Origin of the sequence: Roseateles cavernae, from assembly GCF_040187885.1 — a bacterium.
Lineage (GTDB): Bacteria > Pseudomonadota > Gammaproteobacteria > Burkholderiales > Burkholderiaceae_C > Roseateles_E > Roseateles_E cavernae.
Genome location: NZ_JBDPLH010000001.1, coordinates 917,166 through 932,993, shown reverse-complemented (window position 1 = coordinate 932,993; position 15,828 = coordinate 917,166). Strand labels below are relative to the sequence as shown.

The following is a 15,828-nucleotide window of genomic DNA, read 5'->3' as shown; positions in this document are numbered from 1 at the left end:
ATAGGCTGGGCGCCACCCTGCCTACCGGGTTATCGCGGGGCTCGGGCTGGATTCAGAGTCGCCGCTCTAGAAAGCCGGGCGCCAGCCGGCCCTCGCCCAGCGCGCGGCGCAGCGCATCCAGCTCATGGACCTCGGGCAGGCCGGCGGGGCGCAGCGCGTCGGCGCGCGCCAGCGCGGCCGCCGCGCCCGGCTCGCGCAGCAGCACCAGGGTGGCGGCCAGGTCCAGCTGGGCGGTCCAGGCCGGCACCTGCTGGGGCTCGGGCAGGGCGTCGAGATAGGCGACGCGGCGCTCCAGCGCGACCCGGCTGCCGGCCAGATCGCCGCGCGCGCGCAGCAGCTGGCCGCGCAGCTGCTCGCTACGGCTGCGCAGCGCGGCGCTGGTCTGCAGCACCGGGTCGGCCTGCACCAGGGACAGCGCGCGCGTCGCCAGGGCCAGGTCTTGCCCCAGCAGGCCGACCCGCAGCAGGGCCAGGCCGGCCTCGACCCGCGCCGGCCCGCTGACGGCCGGGGTCGCGCCGATCTCGTCCAGCAGCGCGCCCGCCTGCGTGCGCAGCGCCGCGTCCACCGGGCCGGCCATGGCCCGGGCCTGCAGCAGCGCGGCCTGCTGCGGCAGGCGCAGGGTCGGGTGCTCGACGGCGGCGGCGCTCAGGCTGGCCTGGACCTGCTCCTGCAGCTGCAAGGCACGGCCATGCTCGCCACGGTCGGCGTGGTAGCGCGCCAGCTCGGCCCGCATGCCGGCGGCCATATCGTTGCCCGGCCCCAGCAGCGCCTCCATCTCGGCCAGCAGCGCGCCCGCGCGCGCCTCGATGCCGGCATACCTGGCCTGGCGGATCTGCACGGCCAGCAGATTGCGCCGCAACACGAGCACGAAGCGGGCATAGCGCGACGGCGCCGTGGCCCAGCGCGGCTCGGTGGCGCGCAGCAGGGCCTCGGCCTCGGCCAGCCGGCCCTGGGCGACGCGCAGATTCTGCACATAGTTGTCGAAGAACATGTGCTCGAACTCGCTGGGCTTGTAGAGCTTGTCGACGATGGGCCGGGCCCGCGCCAGCACCTGCTCGGCCTCATCGAGCCGGCCGACGCGCGCATAGGCCACGCCCAGCAGGTAAAGCGAGGTGGCGTGCGGGTGCGAGACCTCGCCGTGATGGCGCACCAGATCGGGCCGCAGCGGCTCGACCAAGGCCAGCACCTTGGTCGGCGATCCCTGCGAGGAATAGATGCGTGCCAGCCCGAGGCGGGCGGTCAGCGTGCGTTCGTCGGCGACACCGAAGTGCTGCTGCGCGTGCTCGATCAGCTGCTGAGCCAGCGGGATCGCGATGTCGTAGCGGTTCAGGTCGCGGTAGGTGCCGACCAGCACCTCCAGCAGCCGCGCCCGCGTCGCCGGGTCGTCGGCAAACTTGTCGCCCAGCTCGGCACGGCTCTTCTCCAGCAGCTCCAGCACCGTCGGCGGGCGGCCGCCATGGCGGTCGGGGTTGGCCGAGGCCAGCAGCTCGCTCAGATAACGGGTCACCTGCTCGGACTGGCGCGCTGCGGCCTCGGCGCGCTGCCACTGCCACAGGCTGATCGCCAGGCCGGCGCTGAGGCTGGCACCCAGCAGCAGCGCGGCGATGGCCAGCGTGGCGTGGCGGCGCAGCCAGAGCCGGCTGCGATGGCGCCAGTCGTCCCGGCGGGCGCTGACCGGGCGGTGCTCCAGCCAGCGCTGCAGATCATCGATCAGCGCGCCAACGCTGCCATAGCGCTGGCTCGGCTGCTTGCGCATGGCCTTGGCCGCCACCGCCTCCAGATCGCCCCGGCTGCGCTCGAAATCGGGCGGTCGGCCCGGCCCCGGCCGTTGGCCCTCGGGCGGCAGCATGCTGCTCGACAGCCGCGCCGGCTCGGTGTGCAGCACCGCATGTTCGAGCGCGGTGCGCGAACCACCCGCCTGGCCGAAGGGCAGCACGCCGCTGAGCAGCTCGTACAGCATCACGCCCAGCGAGTAGACATCGGCCGCGACGCCGATGGCCGCGCCGGTGATCTGCTCGGGCGCGGCATAGGCCGGCGTCAGGCGGCGGCCGGCCTGGCGGGTCAGCTGGCTGTCGGTGCTGGCGCCGTCGTCGTCAAGCAGGCCGGCGATGCCGAAGTCCAGCAGCTTCGGCGCGCCCTCGGCCGTCACCATCACATTGCTGGGCTTGAGGTCGCGGTGCACGATCAGCTGCGCATGGGCATGCTCGACCGCCCGCGCCACCCCCAGCAGCAGGCGCACCCGCTCGGCCACCGGCAGCCGCGCCTGGCGCACATGCTCGCTGAGCGTCAAGCCGGCCACATGCTCCAGCACCAGGTAGGCGCGGCCGCCGCCGGGCTGGGCCTGGACGCCGGCGTCCAGCAAGCGCGCAATGCCCGGGTGAGTCAGCCGCGCCAGCACCGCACGCTCGCGTGCGAAACGCTCGGCCAGGCCCGGCGCCGAGACATCGTCGCGCAGCAGCTTGATCGCGACCTGGGCCTGGTAGAGCCCGTCGGCGCGCTCGGCCAGCCAGACCTCGCCCATGCCGCCCTCGCCCAGCTTGGACACCAGGCGCCAGGGACCCAGCCGCTCGCCGGCCGCGGCGCCGCCGCTGCCGGGCTCGGCCGCCAGCGCCCTGGCCAGGCGCTGCTGAAAGCCCTGGGCCGGTACGGCTGCTTCGGATGGGTCGGCGCTCTCAGCGGCCTGGTCGGCCGAGTCCAGCATGCGCGCCAGGCGCTCGGCCAGCTCCGGCTCCTGCGCCCGCAGCGCGGCGAGCCGGGTAGCGCGCTCGGCCGCGCCCAGCTCGACCAGCTCGTCAAAGCCGGCCGACAGGCGCCGCCATTGATCGCGCGCCAGCATCGGCCTCAGCCAGGGGGGGCGCCGTCGCCCAGCAGCTCCTGCAGCAGGGCGCGCGCCTTGATCAGCTCGCGATTGACGGTGCGGCTGGACGTGCCGCGCAGCAGCGCCACCTCGGCAATCGTCAGGCCGGCAAAGCTGAGCATCTCGATCAGCTCATACAGACCCTGGTCCAGCGCCTGCATGCGCGCCAGCGCGCGGTCCAGCGCGATCAGGTCCACCATCTCGCTGCTGACCGCCGCCACCTGCTCGGCCGCCGACAAGGTCAGCATCACCGCATCGCCGCCGCGCTTGTCGCGCCCCTCGGCACGCACATGGTCGATCACCACCGAGCGCAGCACCCGGCCGACATAGGCGAAGAACTGGCCGCGCGAGGCGCCTTGCAGGCCCTCCTGCTCGGCAATGCGCAGAAAGCCCTCATGCACCAGGGCCGTGGTGTTGAGCCCGACGACCCGGCCCGACTGCGCCAGCCGCTGCCGCGCCACCCGCTTGATCTCGGGATAGAGCGTTGCATAAAGCCGCTGCAGCGCCTGGGCATCACCGCCCGAGCAATCCACCAGCAGCTGGGTGATCGCGCCCTGGCTCATCGCAGGCTAGGCCTTGCTTATTCGGCGGCGGCCGCAGCGGCCAGCGCATCCAGGGCCTGTTCCAGCGCGCCGGCCGCGAGCCCGGCAGCGCGCTCCACCGGCGCCTCGGCCAGCGCGGCCGTGCCCTCGCGCTTGAGCCGCGCCACCCACTGGCCGGCCTCGCGCCCCTGGGCAAAGCCGCGGCTTTGCAGCAGCAGCTCGCCATCGGCGGCATTGAGCTTGAAGTAGAACTGGCCGTCGTCCTCGCGGTACTGCTTGAACACCGGCAGGGCCGACTTCGCCTTGGCTGCCACCTGCACCGGCGCGGCCAGCGGCCGGAAGCGGCGCAGGCCCACCGCCTCGCGCAGGCGCTGCAGCAGCGGCGCGGCCTGGGCACGGGCCTTGGCGGCGCCGGCCATCAGCACCGCCTCGATCTGCTCGGGGTGGGCCATCAAGGCCTCGTAGCGCGTGCGCATCGGGCCGATCTCGGCGTCGATCAGCTCGAACAGCTGCTGCTTGGCCTCGCCCCAGGCCAGGCCGGCGCGCAGCGCCTCGCGGAAGGCCTGGCGCTGCGCGGGGCTCGCGAAAGCGTCGTAGATCTGCACCAGGTGCGAACCCTCGGGCTCCTTGGGCTCGCCGGGCAGGCGCGAGTCGGTGACGATGCGGGCGATGGCCTCGCGCAGACCCTTGGCCCCGCCCTCGAACAGCGGGATCACGTTGTCGTAGCTCTTGCTCATCTTGCGGCCGTCCAGGCCCGGCAGCAGCTCCATCTCCTCGTCGATGCTGGCCTCGGGCAGCACAAAGAAGTCCTGGCCGCCGCCGAACAGATGGTTGAAGCGCTGGGCCACATCCCGGGCCATCTCGATGTGCTGGGCCTGGTCTTTGCCGACCGGCACGCGGTGGGCGTTGAACATCAGGATGTCGGCCGCCATCAGGATGGGGTAGCTGTACAAGCCCATCGTGATGCCGGCGTCAGCGTCCTCGCCGGCCGCCAGATTGGCATCCACCGCGCCCTTGTAGGCATGGGCACGGTTCATCTGGCCCTTGGAGGTGACGCAGGTCAGCAGCCAGGTCAGCTCGGGGATCTCGGGGATATCGCTCTGGCGGTAGAAGGTCACGCGCTCGGTGTCCAGGCCCGCAGCCAGCCAGGTGGCGGCGATCTGCAGGCGCGAGGCTTCGATGCGGCCGGGCTCGTCGCACTTGATCAGCGCGTGGTAGTCCGCCATGAAGAAAAAGCTCTCGGCGCCGGCCTCGCGGCTGGCGGCGATGGCGCGGCGCACCGCGCCGACATAGTTGCCGAGATGCAGGGTACCGGTGGTGGTGATGCCGGTCAGAACGCGCAGGGTCATGGTGGTGATCGGGGGTCGGGTGTGGGCCGGATTAGACAAAGTCGCTCGGATTGCCGCCTATTCTCCCAGCAAGCGCGCCGCGCTCGGCTTAGGATTCGCCAAAACACCCATCCACCTCGATGACACCTCTGTTGCTGGTCAGCGCCGCACTGCTCGCCATGCTGGGCGGCGCGCTGCTGCTCCTGTGGCGGCAGGAGCGCAGCCTGCGCTATGTGCGGCAATGGGGCTGGAGCTGGATTCTGCTGGCCCTGGGCCTGGGCGGCGGCCCGCTGCTGCAGGACCTGTTCGCGCCGGGGGCGGCGCGCAATCTGCAGGCTTTCGCGGCCTCGGCGGCGGTGATGGGCTCGCAGCTGCTGCAGCTGGCCGGCGCGCTGGATTACCGCGGCCGGCGGCTGCGGCCGATGCAATGGCTGCCGGGCTTCGTGCTGCTGATGTGCGTGCTGGCGGCGCTGGGCTCGCGCGAGATGAGCCAGGCGGTGCTGATGGGCGCGCTGGTGCTGGGCCTGGGCGCGCTGGCCAGCGCGGCGATTCTGTGGCGTGCCAGCCAGGGGCTGGAGCGCTGGGTCAGCGCCGGCTTCGTCGCGGTGGCCCTGGTGCACGCGACCGGCCCGCTGCTGGACCCGCAGGGCCGCTCGGTCATCACCTACAGCCTGGGCCTGATCGTGCAGACCGCGCTGGGCCTGGGCCTGATGCTGCTGTCGGTGAGCCGTGCCCATGGCCAGGCGCGACGCCAGGCCGAGCGCTTCACCCGGTTGGCCGAACATTCGCTGCAGGGCCTGGTGGTGCTGCAGGACTACCGGGTCGTCTACGCCAACCCGGCGGCACGCCGCATGTTCGGCCACGACCCCGAGCGCGACAGGCCCGGCGAGACCGTGCTGGCCGAGCTGGTCTCGCCCGATCTGCGTGAGGCCGCGCGGCAGCGCCATCGCGCAGTGCTGGCCGACCCGCAAGCTCGCATCGAATGGGAGGGGCCGCGGCTGGGTTTCGACGGCCGGCTGCTCCATGTGCGCGGCCTGTCCAGCCATCTGGACTGGGACGGCCAGCCGGCCGAGCTGCTGGTGATGATCGACGACAGCGAGCGCCAGGCCGCTCTCGAAGCCTTGCGCCGCCAGGCCCTGCACGACGAGCTGACCGCGCTGCCGAACCGCAATTTCGCGGTCGAGCGCCTGCAGCAGCTGACGCGGCTGGGCGCGCCGCCGTTCGCGCTGGTGTCGGCGGATATGGACCGCTTCCAGCTGATCAACGAGTCGTTGGGCCATGCGATCGGCGATGCCTTGCTGCAGGGCATCGCGCAGCGCCTGTGTGCCGAGCTGCCCCACAACGCGACGGTGGCGCGGCTGGGCGAGGACCAGTTCGTGATGCTGGTCGAGGGGGCGCCGGGGCGGGCCGAGGCGCTGGCCTTCGCCGAGCGGCTGCTGGCGCTGATGGAGCGGCCCTTCGCGGTCGACGGGGCCGAGCTGTTCGTCCATATGTCGGTGGGTGTGGCGCTGTTTCCGCAGGACGCGGCCGACGGCCCCGGCCTGCTGCGCGCCGCCGACTCGGCGATGCACCGTGCCAAAGCGCGCGCCGGCGCCACCTACGCCTTCTTCGACGCGGCGATGAACCGCGCCGCCCAGGCCCGTATGGAGGCCGAGCAGGCGCTGTCGCGGGCGCTGGAGGAGGGCCAGTTCCGGCTCGACTACCAGCCCAAGATGCTGGCGGTCTCGCGCGAGCTCTGCGGCTTCGAGGCGCTGGTGCGCTGGCAGCGGCCGGGCATAGGCCCGGTCAGCCCGGCCGAGTTCATCCCAGCGGCCGAGCGCACCGGCCAGATCCGCGCGCTGGGCACGTTGATCATCGCGATCGCAACCGCCCAGCTGCGCCAGTGGCTGGACCGCTTCGGCCGGCTGCTGCCGGTGGCCATCAATGTCTCGCCGCTGCAGTTCGAGGATCCGGAGTTCGTGCCGCAGCTGCTGGCCGCGCTGGAGCGCCAGCGCCTGCCGGCGGCGGCGCTGCAGATCGAGATCACCGAGAGCGCGGCGATCGGCCATGTCGAGCGGGTGCTGCCGCAGCTGGAGCGGCTGCGCACGGCCGGCGTGCTGTGCGCGCTGGACGATTTCGGCACCGGCCAGTCCTCGCTGACCATGCTGCGCCAGCTGCCCATCCATGCGATGAAGCTGGACCGCAGCATGATCGAGCCGCTGCCGCGCCAGGACGCCAGCGCGGTGGTGCAGGCGACCTGCGCGCTGGGCCATTCGCTGGGGCTGGAGATCATCGCCGAGGGCGTCGAGACCGAGGAGCAGGCCATGGCCGTCGAGGCGCTGGGCTGCACCCAGCTGCAGGGCTACTACCTGAGCCGGCCGCTATCGGCCGAGCGCGCCACCGAACTGCTGCGGCGCTTTGTCGACCTCCATCCGCCGCTCAATTCCTAGTGCGGGCCATCAGCTCGCCGAGCCGGATCGCGCCGCCCGGCTGCCAGCCGGGATTGAAGTCCAGGCCCTGGCGCTGCGGGAACAGCATCACGACGGTGGAACCAAGCAGGAAGCGGCCCATCTCCTCGCCTTGCTTGAGCACGACCTGACCCTCGGGATAGGCCCACTCGCGCAGCTGGCCGGGGCGCGGCGGATTGACCTGGCCATGCCAGACCGTGGCCATCGAGCCGACGATGGTGGCGCCGACCAGCACCATCACAAAAGGTCCGGCCTCGCCCTCGAAGACGCAGACCACCCGCTCGTTGCGGGCAAACAGGCCCGGCACGCCACGCGCCGTGGTCGGGTTGACCGAGAACAGCGCGCCGGGCACATGGATCATGCGCGTCAGGCGGCCGTCGCAAGGCATGTGGATGCGGTGGTAGTCGCGCGGGCTCAGGTAGAGATTGGCGAAGAAGCCATCGCGGAACTGCGCGGCCAGCGCCGCGTCGCCGCCGACCAGGGCGGTGGTCGAGAAGCTGTGGCCCTTGGCCTGGAAGACCTGGTCGCCGGCGATCGCACCGAACTGGCTGATGCCGCCGTCCACCGGGCAGATCAGCGGGCCATCGGCCAGCGGCCGCGCACCCGGCTTGAGCGCGCGAGTGAAGAAGTCGTTGAAGCTGGCATAGCTGGCGATATCGGGATCGGCCGCCTCGGCCATATCGACCCGGTAGCGTGCGACAAAGCGCCGGATCACGGCCGTCGTCAGCGCACCCAGGCGCGCCGAGGCAAACAGGCCCGCCAGACGGGTCAGCGCCTGCTTGGGCATCAGGTACTGCGGCAATACGGCCAGACGGTCGGACACGGGAAATACCCCAGCTCAGTTCGGAAGGTGCGGGATTGTAGGGGGGCGTGCGCCTTCAGGCGCCGCGCCGGCAGCGCCGCTGCATGGCGCCGGTCCCGCTACCATTGGCAACGCGCTTCCTCCGTCCTGCTTGTACCCCGTCCATGCCCTGCACCGAAATCCACAGTTCCTTCTACCGCTTTGTCGCGCTGAGCGACCCGGAGGGCGTGGCGGCGCGGCTGCGTGAGCTGGTGGCCGTGGGGCTGGGCGGCAATATCCTGGTCGCGGCCGAAGGCATCAGCGGCGCGGTGGCCGGCGAGCCGGACGTGCTCCAAGCCTTCGAGGCGGCGCTGCAGAGCGACCCACTGTTCGGGGGGGCCTTCGCCGGCCTGGTGTTCAAGCACAGCGCCTGCGCGACCCGGCCGTTCACGCTGATCAAGGTGCATGTGAAGCCGGAGATCGTCGCCTTCGGTGTGCCGGGCGTCAGCGGCCTGCCAGCGCCCGAGCGGCCCGACACCCATGTGGCGCCGGCGCGCTGGCGCGAGCTGCTGGCTCGGCCCGATGTGCTGGTGCTCGACAACCGCAACAGCTTTGAGTTCAAGCTCGGCCGCTTCGCTGGTGCCATCGATCCGGCGGTCACGCATTTCCGCGATTTCCCGGCCTATGTGAACGAGCATGCCGACGACTGGAAGCGCGAGGGCAAGACCATCGCGATGTATTGCACCGGCGGCATCCGCTGCGAGAAGACCGCCGCCTGGATGCAGGACCAGGGCCTGCAGGTCTATCAGCTCGACGGCGGCATCCTGAACTACTTCCAATCGATGCCCGAGCCCGAAGCCGATTGGCAGGGCGAATGCTTTGTGTTCGACAAGCGCATCGCGCTCGACACCCGGCTGCAGGAAACCGCGACCAGCGCCGAGCAGGTCTATGCCGAGGAGCCGCCGTGGCGGCTGGCGCGCGCCAAGCGCCTGGACCCGGACGGTTGATAATCGACACCAGTTTCCGTCCCTCTTGCCCGCAGTCGAAAGCCCCCGCGCCCCATGTCCAATCTGATCGTCCACGGCGGCACCCCCTTGAAGGGCCGCATCACCCCCTCGGCCAACAAGAACGCGGTGCTGCCGATTCTGTGCGCCACGCTGCTGAGCCAGCAGCCGATCCGGCTCAAGGGCGTGCCCGAGATCACCGACGTCAAGAAGATTCTCGAGGTGTTCCGCAGCCTGGGCAGCACGGTGGCGGTGGACTTCGCGACCGGCGTGCTCGATGTGCACCACCGCGACACGCATTTCGACCCGGCCGTCGATCGCCTGCCCGAGGAGATGCGCAGCTCCATCATGCTGGTGCCGGGCCTGATGGCGCGCTTCGGCGCCGCCCGCATCGAGGACGATGTCAAGGGCTGCACGCTGGGCGCGCGCGAGATCGACCCGCATGTCGAGGTGTTCGAGCGCTTCGGCGCCGCGGTCGAGCGCCACAGCGACGGCCTGCTGGTGCAGGTGGGGCATCCGGGCGACAGTGGTACGAGCAAGCTGCGCGCCAACAATCACTGGACCGACTACGCCTCGGTCACCACCACCGAGAACTTCGTGCTCTGCGCCGCGCTGGCCGATGGCCGTTCGACCCTGATGAACGCCGCCTCCGAGCCCCATGTGCAGGAGTTCTGCGAGTTCATGCTGATGCTGGGCGCGAAGATCGAAGGCCTGGGCACCTCCAAGCTGACGATCACCGGCGTCGACGCGCTGCAGGGCGGCGAGTTCACCTTCGCCGAGGACTTCCACGAGATCGTCACCTTCCTGGCCCTGGGTGCGATCACCGGCGGCGATGTGCAGGTCAAGAACTCGACGCCGGAGCAGTTCCCGCTGATCGACCGCACGTTTGCCAAGTTCGGCGTGCAGATCATCCACGAGGGCGGCTGGTCGCGCGCGCAGTTGCTGTCGCCGGACGGCAAGCTCAAGGTCAAGGAACCCTTCACCCGCAACATCCTGCAGAAGGTCGAGGCCGCGCCCTGGCCCTATCTGCCGGTCGACCTGCTGCCTATCTTCGTCGCGCTGGGTGTCAAGGCCGAGGGCAGCGTGATGTTCTGGAACAAGGTCTATGACGGCGCGATGGGCTGGACCTCGGAGCTCAGCAAGTTCGGCGCCCACGCCTTCCTGTCCGACCCGCACCGCATGGTCACCTTCGGCGGCAAGCCGCTGGCCGCCGCCGAGGTCGAGAGCCCCTACATCATCCGCGTCGCGATCGCGCTGCTGATGGTGGCGGCCAGCATCCCCGGCAAGTCCACCATCCGCAACGCCACGCCGATCCGCCGCGCCCACCCGCATTTCGCCGAGAACATCGGCCGCCTGGGTGCCCGCATCGAATGGGTGGACGGCGACTGAGGCCGGGCCGGCCACCAGCACCGCATGCGACGCCTCCTCGCGCGCGGCCTTGCCGCACTGGCCTGCGCGGCGGCCGGCGTCCAGGCGCAGACACCGACCACGCTGCGCTGGGTGGTGCAGCACATGCCGCCGCATTTCAGCTATGCCAGCGGCCGCGTGCCGCAGACCGTCGAGGATCTGGGGCGCGGCGAGGTCGACGGTTTCTTGCGCCTGCTGATTCCGCGCCTGCCCGAGTACCGCCATGAGTTCGTCGAGGCCGGCACGGCGCGCTTTGAAAGCCTGGCGCGCCAGGGCGAAACGCTGTGCAGCGTGCTGCATGTGCGCCGGCCCGAGCGGCTGGACTGGCTGTACTTCACCCATCTGCATCCGGCCCTGGCCTCGCGCGAGATCCATGTGATCGTGCATCGCGACAGCAAGGCCCGCTTCGAGCAGGGCGGCCAGACCCTGCAGCTGGCCGAGCTGCTGCAGCGCCGCGAGCTGGTCGGCCTGCTGCCGCGCGACCGCAGCTACGGCCCGCGCATCGACGCGCTGCTGCAGGCCCAAGGCACGAACGCGCCCAAGACCGTCGCCACCGGCCGCGGCATGCAGCTGCTGGCGATGCTGCGCGCCAAGCGCATGGACTACACGCTGGAGTACCCGGCCGCGGTCGACGAGTTCATGCAGGGCCTGGGCGGCCCGCCCGAGCTACTCAAGCTGCCGCTGGCCGAGGGCCGCAGCACCACCCTGGCCACCGCCGCCTGCAGCCGCACGCCCGAGGGCCGGCAGCAGATCGAAGCGATAGACCGGGCCGTGCGCACGCTGGCCGAGGACCCGCAGCGCGAACGCTGGCTGCGCGAGTGGCGCGGCGCGGCGCTGGACGAGGCCGAGCGCCGGCGCCTGCTGCGCTATCTGGACGAGCGTGCCGGCGCCGGCCCGCAGATCGAGTAATGAGTCGCCCGCCCAAGCCCGAGCTGCCTCTGCTCGACGGCGTCAGCGCCAGCGCGCTGGCCCTGGGGCCCGGCCCCTGGGCCTCGCTGCTGGACTGCCTGGCCGAGCGTCTGCCGCTGGTATCGCGTGAGGACTGGCACGCGCGCATGGCCGCCGGCCAGGTGCTGGACGAGCAGGGCCAGGCCTTGCCGCCCGCGACGCCTTATCGCGCCGGGCGCCGTGTCTTCTACTACCGCCAGCTGGCGGCCGAGCCGGACATTCCCTTTGCCGAGACCCTGCTGTTCCAGGACGAGCAGCTGCTGGTGGCCGACAAGCCGCATTTCCTGCCGGTCACGCCCAAGGGCCGCTATGTGCAGCAGACCCTGCTGACGCGGCTGAAGAAGCGCTGCGGCATCGCGAGCCTGACGCCTATCCACCGCATCGACCGCGAGACCGCCGGCCTGTGCCTGTTCGCCGTGCGACCCGAGGACCGCGATGCCTACCAGCGCCTGTTCCGCGAGCGCGCGGTCGACAAGGTCTACGAGGCCATCGCTGGCTACAGGCAAGACTTGGCGCTGCCGCTGAGCTACCGCAGCCGACTGCAGGAACGCGCCGATGCCTTCATGCAGATGGCGGAGGTCGCCGGTGAGCCCAATGCCGAGACCCATATCGCGCTGCTGGAGCGCCTGGGCGAGGGGCTGGCGCGCTACGAGCTGCGGCCCAGCACCGGTCAGAAGCACCAGCTGCGCGCGCAGATGAGCGCACTGGGCCTGCCCATCGTCGGTGATCGCATCTATCCGCGGCTGCTGCCCGAGCAGGCAGAGCCGGACTACACGCAGCCGCTGCAGCTGCTGGCGCGCGAGATCGCTTTCGTCGACCCGATCACCGGCCAGGCACGCGCCTTTTGCAGCGCGCGCACGCTCAGCCTCTGAGCAGCGCCGCCAGCGCCTTCGCGTCCAGCACCGTCGCCTCGTCCTGGCCTTCGAGGATGCCGTCGGCCAGGCCGCGCTTGTCGCGGTGCAGCTCGATGATGCGCTCCTCCACCGAGCCGGCCGTCACCAGGCGGTAGACCGTCACCGGGCGCTGCTGGCCCATGCGGTGGGCGCGGCCCATGGCCTGATCCTCGGCGGCCGGATTCCACCAGGGATCGACGATCAAGACATAGTCGGCCATCGTCAGGTTCAGGCCGAAGCCGCCGGCCTTCAGGCTGATCAGAAAGAGCTCGCCCTCGCCCTTCTGGAAGGCCGCGACGCGCCTGGCCCGCTCGGCGGCGGGCGTGCTGCCGTCCAGGTACTGGTAGGCCAGGCCCATGCCGTCCAGGCGCTCGGCCAGCAGCTTCAGGAAGTCGGTGAACTGACTGAACACCAGGGCCTTGTGGCCGCCGGCCACCAGCTCCTGCACGATGTGCTCGAACTCGGCCATCTTGGCGCCGACCAGGCCGGTCTCGGGCGCCACCAGGCGCGGGTCGCAGGCGGCGCGGCGCAGCCGCATCAGCTCGGCGAGCACCTGCATGGGCTGCTGGCCGCCCTGCTCGACCTGCGCTTCAGCCTGGCGGCGCAGCGCCTCCAGAAAGCTGCGCTCCTCGCTGCCGGGCTGCACCAGATGGACGATCTCGGTACGCGGGGGCAGGTCTTGCAGCACCTGGGCCTTGGTCCGGCGCAGCAGAAAGGGCGAGACCAGGCGGCGCAACCGGGCGCGCACCGCGGCGTCCTGCTGGCGCTCGATAGCCCCGGCAAAGCGATCCTGGAACTGCGGCGCCGACCCCAAGAGTCCGGGGTTGATCAGATTCATGATGGACCAGAGATCGGCCAGCCGGTTCTCGACCGGCGTGCCCGACAGCGCCAACCGGAAACCGGCCTTGAACTCGGCCACCGATTTGGCCCGCTTGGTCGCGGCATTCTTCAGCGCCTGGGCCTCGTCCATCACCAGCGTGGCCCAGGTCTTGTCGGCAAAGCGCTCGGCATCGATCTGGGCCAGCGCGTAGGAGGCGATCACGATATCGCCCGGCCCGGCCTGCTCGATCTGGGCGGCGCGCTCGCCGTCCTCGCCATACAGCCTAGAGCGCAGACCCGGCGCGAATACGGCCGCCTCGGCCAGCCAGTTGGCGCAGACCGAGGTCGGCGCCAGCACCAGGGCCGGACCTCGCTCGGCGCGGGCGATCAGCAGAGCCAGGGTCTGCACCGTCTTGCCCAGGCCCATATCGTCGGCCAGGCAGGCGCCCAGGCCCGCATGGGCCAGCCGCGTCATCCAGGCATAGCCTTCCAGCTGATAGCCGCGCAGCTCGGCGCGCAGGCCCGGCGGTGCGGCCGGCTGCAGCGCGGCGGCCTCGGCCAGCGCATCCATGCGCTCGCGCCAGGGCCTGTCGCCCTCGACCGCCATGCCCTCCAGCGTTTCGTCCAGCCAGCTGGCGCCGGCCCGGGGCAGCTGCAGCTGGTCTTTCTTCACGAGCGCCAGCGCATCGAGATCACGCAGCTGCTGGCGCAGTTGCTCGCTGAGGGCCAGGTATTGCCCCTCGCCGAGGCTGACGAAGCGGCTGCGCGAGGCCCGCGTCAGCGCCATCAGCTGCTGCAGGCTCAGCACGCGCTGCTCATCGACCCGCGCCTCGCCGACCAGGCCCAGCCAGTCGCGCCCGCTGCTGACCTGCACGGCGAGGCCCGCGCTGTCCAGCGGTTTGACGCGCAGCGGCTTGCCCTTGGGCCAGTCCAGCGCGGCCACGCCGGGCAGGCCCGGCAGCAGCTCGACCGCGCGCAGCGCCAGCTCGGCATCATCGAGCAGCCAGGGCGACTCGGGGCCCAGCTCGGCGTCCAGAAAGGGCAGGGCCTCCAGCACCGCAGCGCGGTGCGCGCTTTCCGCCGCCAGATCGCGCTCGGTGGCCAGGCTGACGCCCTCATGCATGCACATCAGTCGCGAGCGGCCCAGGCCCGGCGTCACGGCCGGGCCGAAGGCGCCGAAAGGCTGGGCCACCAGCTGCAGCTGCAAGCCCTCGCCCAGCGGCATCAGCTGGGCCCGCAGCCGGCTGTCGCCGGCGACCAGCTGGCCGGCCGCCGCATCGCTGTGCAGCTGGAAATGCCCGCTGAGCACCTGCAAGGCCGCGCCCAGCTCGGCGCCGGCGCTGGCCGGCACCTTCCAGCCCTGGGCCACCAGCTCGGCGACACGGCGCTGCGGCGCGCCTATGCGTATCAGCCGCGCACGCTGCGGGCCGTCGCGCAGCACGCGCAGGCTGTTGCGTTTCTCGATCTCGGTCTCATGGGTCGTGCCCTGCCAGGCTATCAGCTGTGGCGGCTCGGCGGCGCTCAGCGGCGGATGGATGCGGAACTCGAACTGCTCGCCGCCCCCGGGCGCGGGCCGGCGCAGCACCTCCAGCTCGGGCTGGGCCTCGACCAGCTCGACCCATTGGCCCGGCGCGTCGGCGAACATCACGGCCGGATGGCCGACCAGCGCGATCGCCGCCTGCGTGACATCGATCTGGTAGGTGTGCGTGCTGCCGTAAGCCGGCCGCTCCAGATGGCGCAGCACCGCGTTGTCGCGGGCATCGTGGCCGCCCGACTTCTTCAGCTTGGCCCAGCCCACGGCCTTGAGCTTGAGCTGGCCGCGCGCGCCCTGGCTGCGCTCCAGCGCCTGCACGCTCTGCACCCGGCCCAGGCCGTCCAGCGTCAGCTGCCAGGCCAGCTCGGTCGGTGCGGGCGCCGGCTGGAGCGCCGCGCTACGGTCCAGTGCGACGATGGCCGCCAGCGCATCGCGCCAGGGCTCGCGCGGCGCGCTCAGAAAGCTGGCCGGCTGCGGCAGGCCGGTCAGATCGAGCTGGGGTTCGCCCAGCTCCAGGCGTCGCAGCGCGTCGGCCACCAGGGCCGCCAGCCAGAGCTGGCGCGAGGCCTGCAGCCGCTGCAACAGGGCCTGGGCGGCGGCCGCCGTCCAGCCCGGCGCCGGCCGGCCCAGCCAGGCGGCCAGCAGCAGGCGGTTGGCCGCCAGCCCCAGCGCATGCTCGCGCGCCTCCAGCCCCGGCAGATAGGCCAGCGCGCTCTCGTCCAGGCTGTCATCGCCCAGGCGCGCACCGATCACATGGACCCACAGCCCCCACCACTCGTGGGCGCTAGGCTTGCGCGTGCCCGACTCGGCGATGCAGAACTTGCGCGCCGTCTCCCAGGCCTGCGGCTGGTCCTGGGCCAGCAGGCTCAGCACATAAAGCCGGCCCTGCTCGGGATCGAGCAGGCCACGGCGCAGCCCGCTGGTCTGGCGCAGGGTCTTCAGCGCCTGTTCATAGGCCTCGGCGGCGGCCGGCCATGCGCCGCGCAGCGCCAGCCGGGCGGCCTCGAACTGCGGCGGCATCGCTTCGCCGGCCAGCAGCTCGTCCACCCGCTCCAGCGCCAGCGCCTGCAGCTCGGCCTCGGCCAGGCGGCTGCGCTGCTCCGGCGTCAGGGGCTGCGGCTCGGCCGGCGCCGTGCGCCCCTGCGTCAGGCTGCGCTTGAGCTCGCGCGCCTGGTCCAGCATCTGGGCCTTGCTCAGCGCGGGTCGGCCGCCCAGCGTGGTGAAGACGGGCGCGGCGCCGGGATTCTTCGGTTTGACCATGCGGCATT

General features: G+C 71.7%; 10 protein-coding genes. 5 read left to right on the top strand and 5 right to left on the bottom strand.

Translation table 11 applies throughout. The annotated features are described in order from the left end of the window. Positions 1-52: 52 nt before the first annotated feature. From ABGI63_RS04480 to ABGI63_RS04470, 3 genes are read right to left on the bottom strand one after another with little or no spacing between them, the layout of a single operon-like run. A complete protein-coding gene (locus ABGI63_RS04480) occupies positions 53-2,836 on the bottom strand; it encodes a serine/threonine-protein kinase (RefSeq protein WP_349741247.1) in 2,784 nt (927 codons plus the stop codon). A 5-nt stretch (positions 2,837-2,841) separates the two neighbouring features. Further along, the gene (locus ABGI63_RS04475; RefSeq protein ID WP_137945504.1) at positions 2,842-3,420 is read right to left on the bottom strand and encodes an ECF-type sigma factor; all 579 of its coding nucleotides are present in this window, start codon (positions 3,418-3,420) and stop codon (positions 2,842-2,844) included. A gap of 17 nt (positions 3,421-3,437) precedes the next feature. Next, positions 3,438-4,748, bottom strand: coding sequence for a tryptophan--tRNA ligase (locus tag ABGI63_RS04470; protein ID WP_349741246.1), 1,311 nt, complete (start codon positions 4,746-4,748; stop codon positions 3,438-3,440). 119 nt (positions 4,749-4,867) lie between these two features. On the opposite strand from ABGI63_RS04470, the gene ABGI63_RS04465 reads away from it, so the two are divergent. Beyond that, positions 4,868-7,156, top strand: a complete 2,289-nt coding sequence (locus tag ABGI63_RS04465) for a putative bifunctional diguanylate cyclase/phosphodiesterase (protein ID WP_349741245.1) — start codon at positions 4,868-4,870, stop codon at positions 7,154-7,156. Here ABGI63_RS04465 and asd read toward each other — a convergent pair. Then, on the bottom strand, positions 7,146-7,997 hold the full coding sequence (gene asd / locus ABGI63_RS04460; protein WP_349741244.1) for an archaetidylserine decarboxylase: 852 nt from the start codon (positions 7,995-7,997) through the stop codon (positions 7,146-7,148). The genes ABGI63_RS04465 and asd overlap by 11 nt on opposite strands. Positions 7,998-8,140: 143 nt before the next feature. On the opposite strand from asd, the gene trhO reads away from it, so the two are divergent. Genes trhO through ABGI63_RS04440 form a run of 4 tightly spaced genes read left to right on the top strand, consistent with a single transcriptional unit; the run spans position 8,141 to position 12,186 of the window. Next, complete coding sequence (gene trhO, locus ABGI63_RS04455; protein ID WP_349741243.1) at positions 8,141-8,962, top strand: oxygen-dependent tRNA uridine(34) hydroxylase TrhO; 822 nt, start codon at positions 8,141-8,143, stop codon at positions 8,960-8,962. 54 nt (positions 8,963-9,016) lie between these two features. Beyond that, on the top strand, positions 9,017-10,348 hold the full coding sequence (locus tag ABGI63_RS04450; RefSeq protein WP_349741242.1) for a UDP-N-acetylglucosamine 1-carboxyvinyltransferase: 1,332 nt from the start codon (positions 9,017-9,019) through the stop codon (positions 10,346-10,348). Between the two features lie 24 nt (positions 10,349-10,372). After that, the gene (locus ABGI63_RS04445) at positions 10,373-11,275 is read left to right on the top strand and encodes a hypothetical protein (RefSeq protein WP_349741241.1); all 903 of its coding nucleotides are present in this window, start codon (positions 10,373-10,375) and stop codon (positions 11,273-11,275) included. Next, positions 11,275-12,186 (top strand): pseudouridine synthase, encoded by a 912-nt coding sequence (locus ABGI63_RS04440; RefSeq protein WP_349741240.1) that lies wholly within the window; start codon positions 11,275-11,277, stop codon positions 12,184-12,186. Before ABGI63_RS04445 ends, ABGI63_RS04440 begins: the two co-directional genes overlap by 1 nt. Here ABGI63_RS04440 and ABGI63_RS04435 read toward each other — a convergent pair. Further along, entirely contained in the window at positions 12,176-15,820 is a 3,645-nt protein-coding gene (locus ABGI63_RS04435) for a DEAD/DEAH box helicase (RefSeq protein WP_349741239.1), read from the bottom strand. The two genes, ABGI63_RS04440 and ABGI63_RS04435, sit on opposite strands and share 11 nt — an antisense overlap. Between the last annotated feature and the right edge of the window lie 8 nt (positions 15,821-15,828).

Bases quoted from the DNA above. Each gene is read 5' to 3' on its own strand.
- ABGI63_RS04480 (WP_349741247.1), bottom strand. From the start codon at position 2,836: ATGCTGGCGCGCGATCAATGGCGGCGCCTGTCGGCCGGCTTTGACGAG.
- ABGI63_RS04475 (WP_137945504.1), bottom strand. From the start codon at position 3,420: ATGAGCCAGGGCGCGATCACCCAGCTGCTGGTGGATTGCTCGGGCGGT.
- ABGI63_RS04470 (WP_349741246.1), bottom strand. From the start codon at position 4,748: ATGACCCTGCGCGTTCTGACCGGCATCACCACCACCGGTACCCTGCAT.
- ABGI63_RS04465 (WP_349741245.1), top strand. From the start codon at position 4,868: ATGACACCTCTGTTGCTGGTCAGCGCCGCACTGCTCGCCATGCTGGGC.
- trhO (WP_349741243.1), top strand. From the start codon at position 8,141: ATGCCCTGCACCGAAATCCACAGTTCCTTCTACCGCTTTGTCGCGCTG.
- ABGI63_RS04450 (WP_349741242.1), top strand. From the start codon at position 9,017: ATGTCCAATCTGATCGTCCACGGCGGCACCCCCTTGAAGGGCCGCATC.
- ABGI63_RS04445 (WP_349741241.1), top strand. From the start codon at position 10,373: ATGCGACGCCTCCTCGCGCGCGGCCTTGCCGCACTGGCCTGCGCGGCG.
- ABGI63_RS04440 (WP_349741240.1), top strand. From the start codon at position 11,275: ATGAGTCGCCCGCCCAAGCCCGAGCTGCCTCTGCTCGACGGCGTCAGC.
- ABGI63_RS04435 (WP_349741239.1), bottom strand. From the start codon at position 15,820: ATGGTCAAACCGAAGAATCCCGGCGCCGCGCCCGTCTTCACCACGCTG.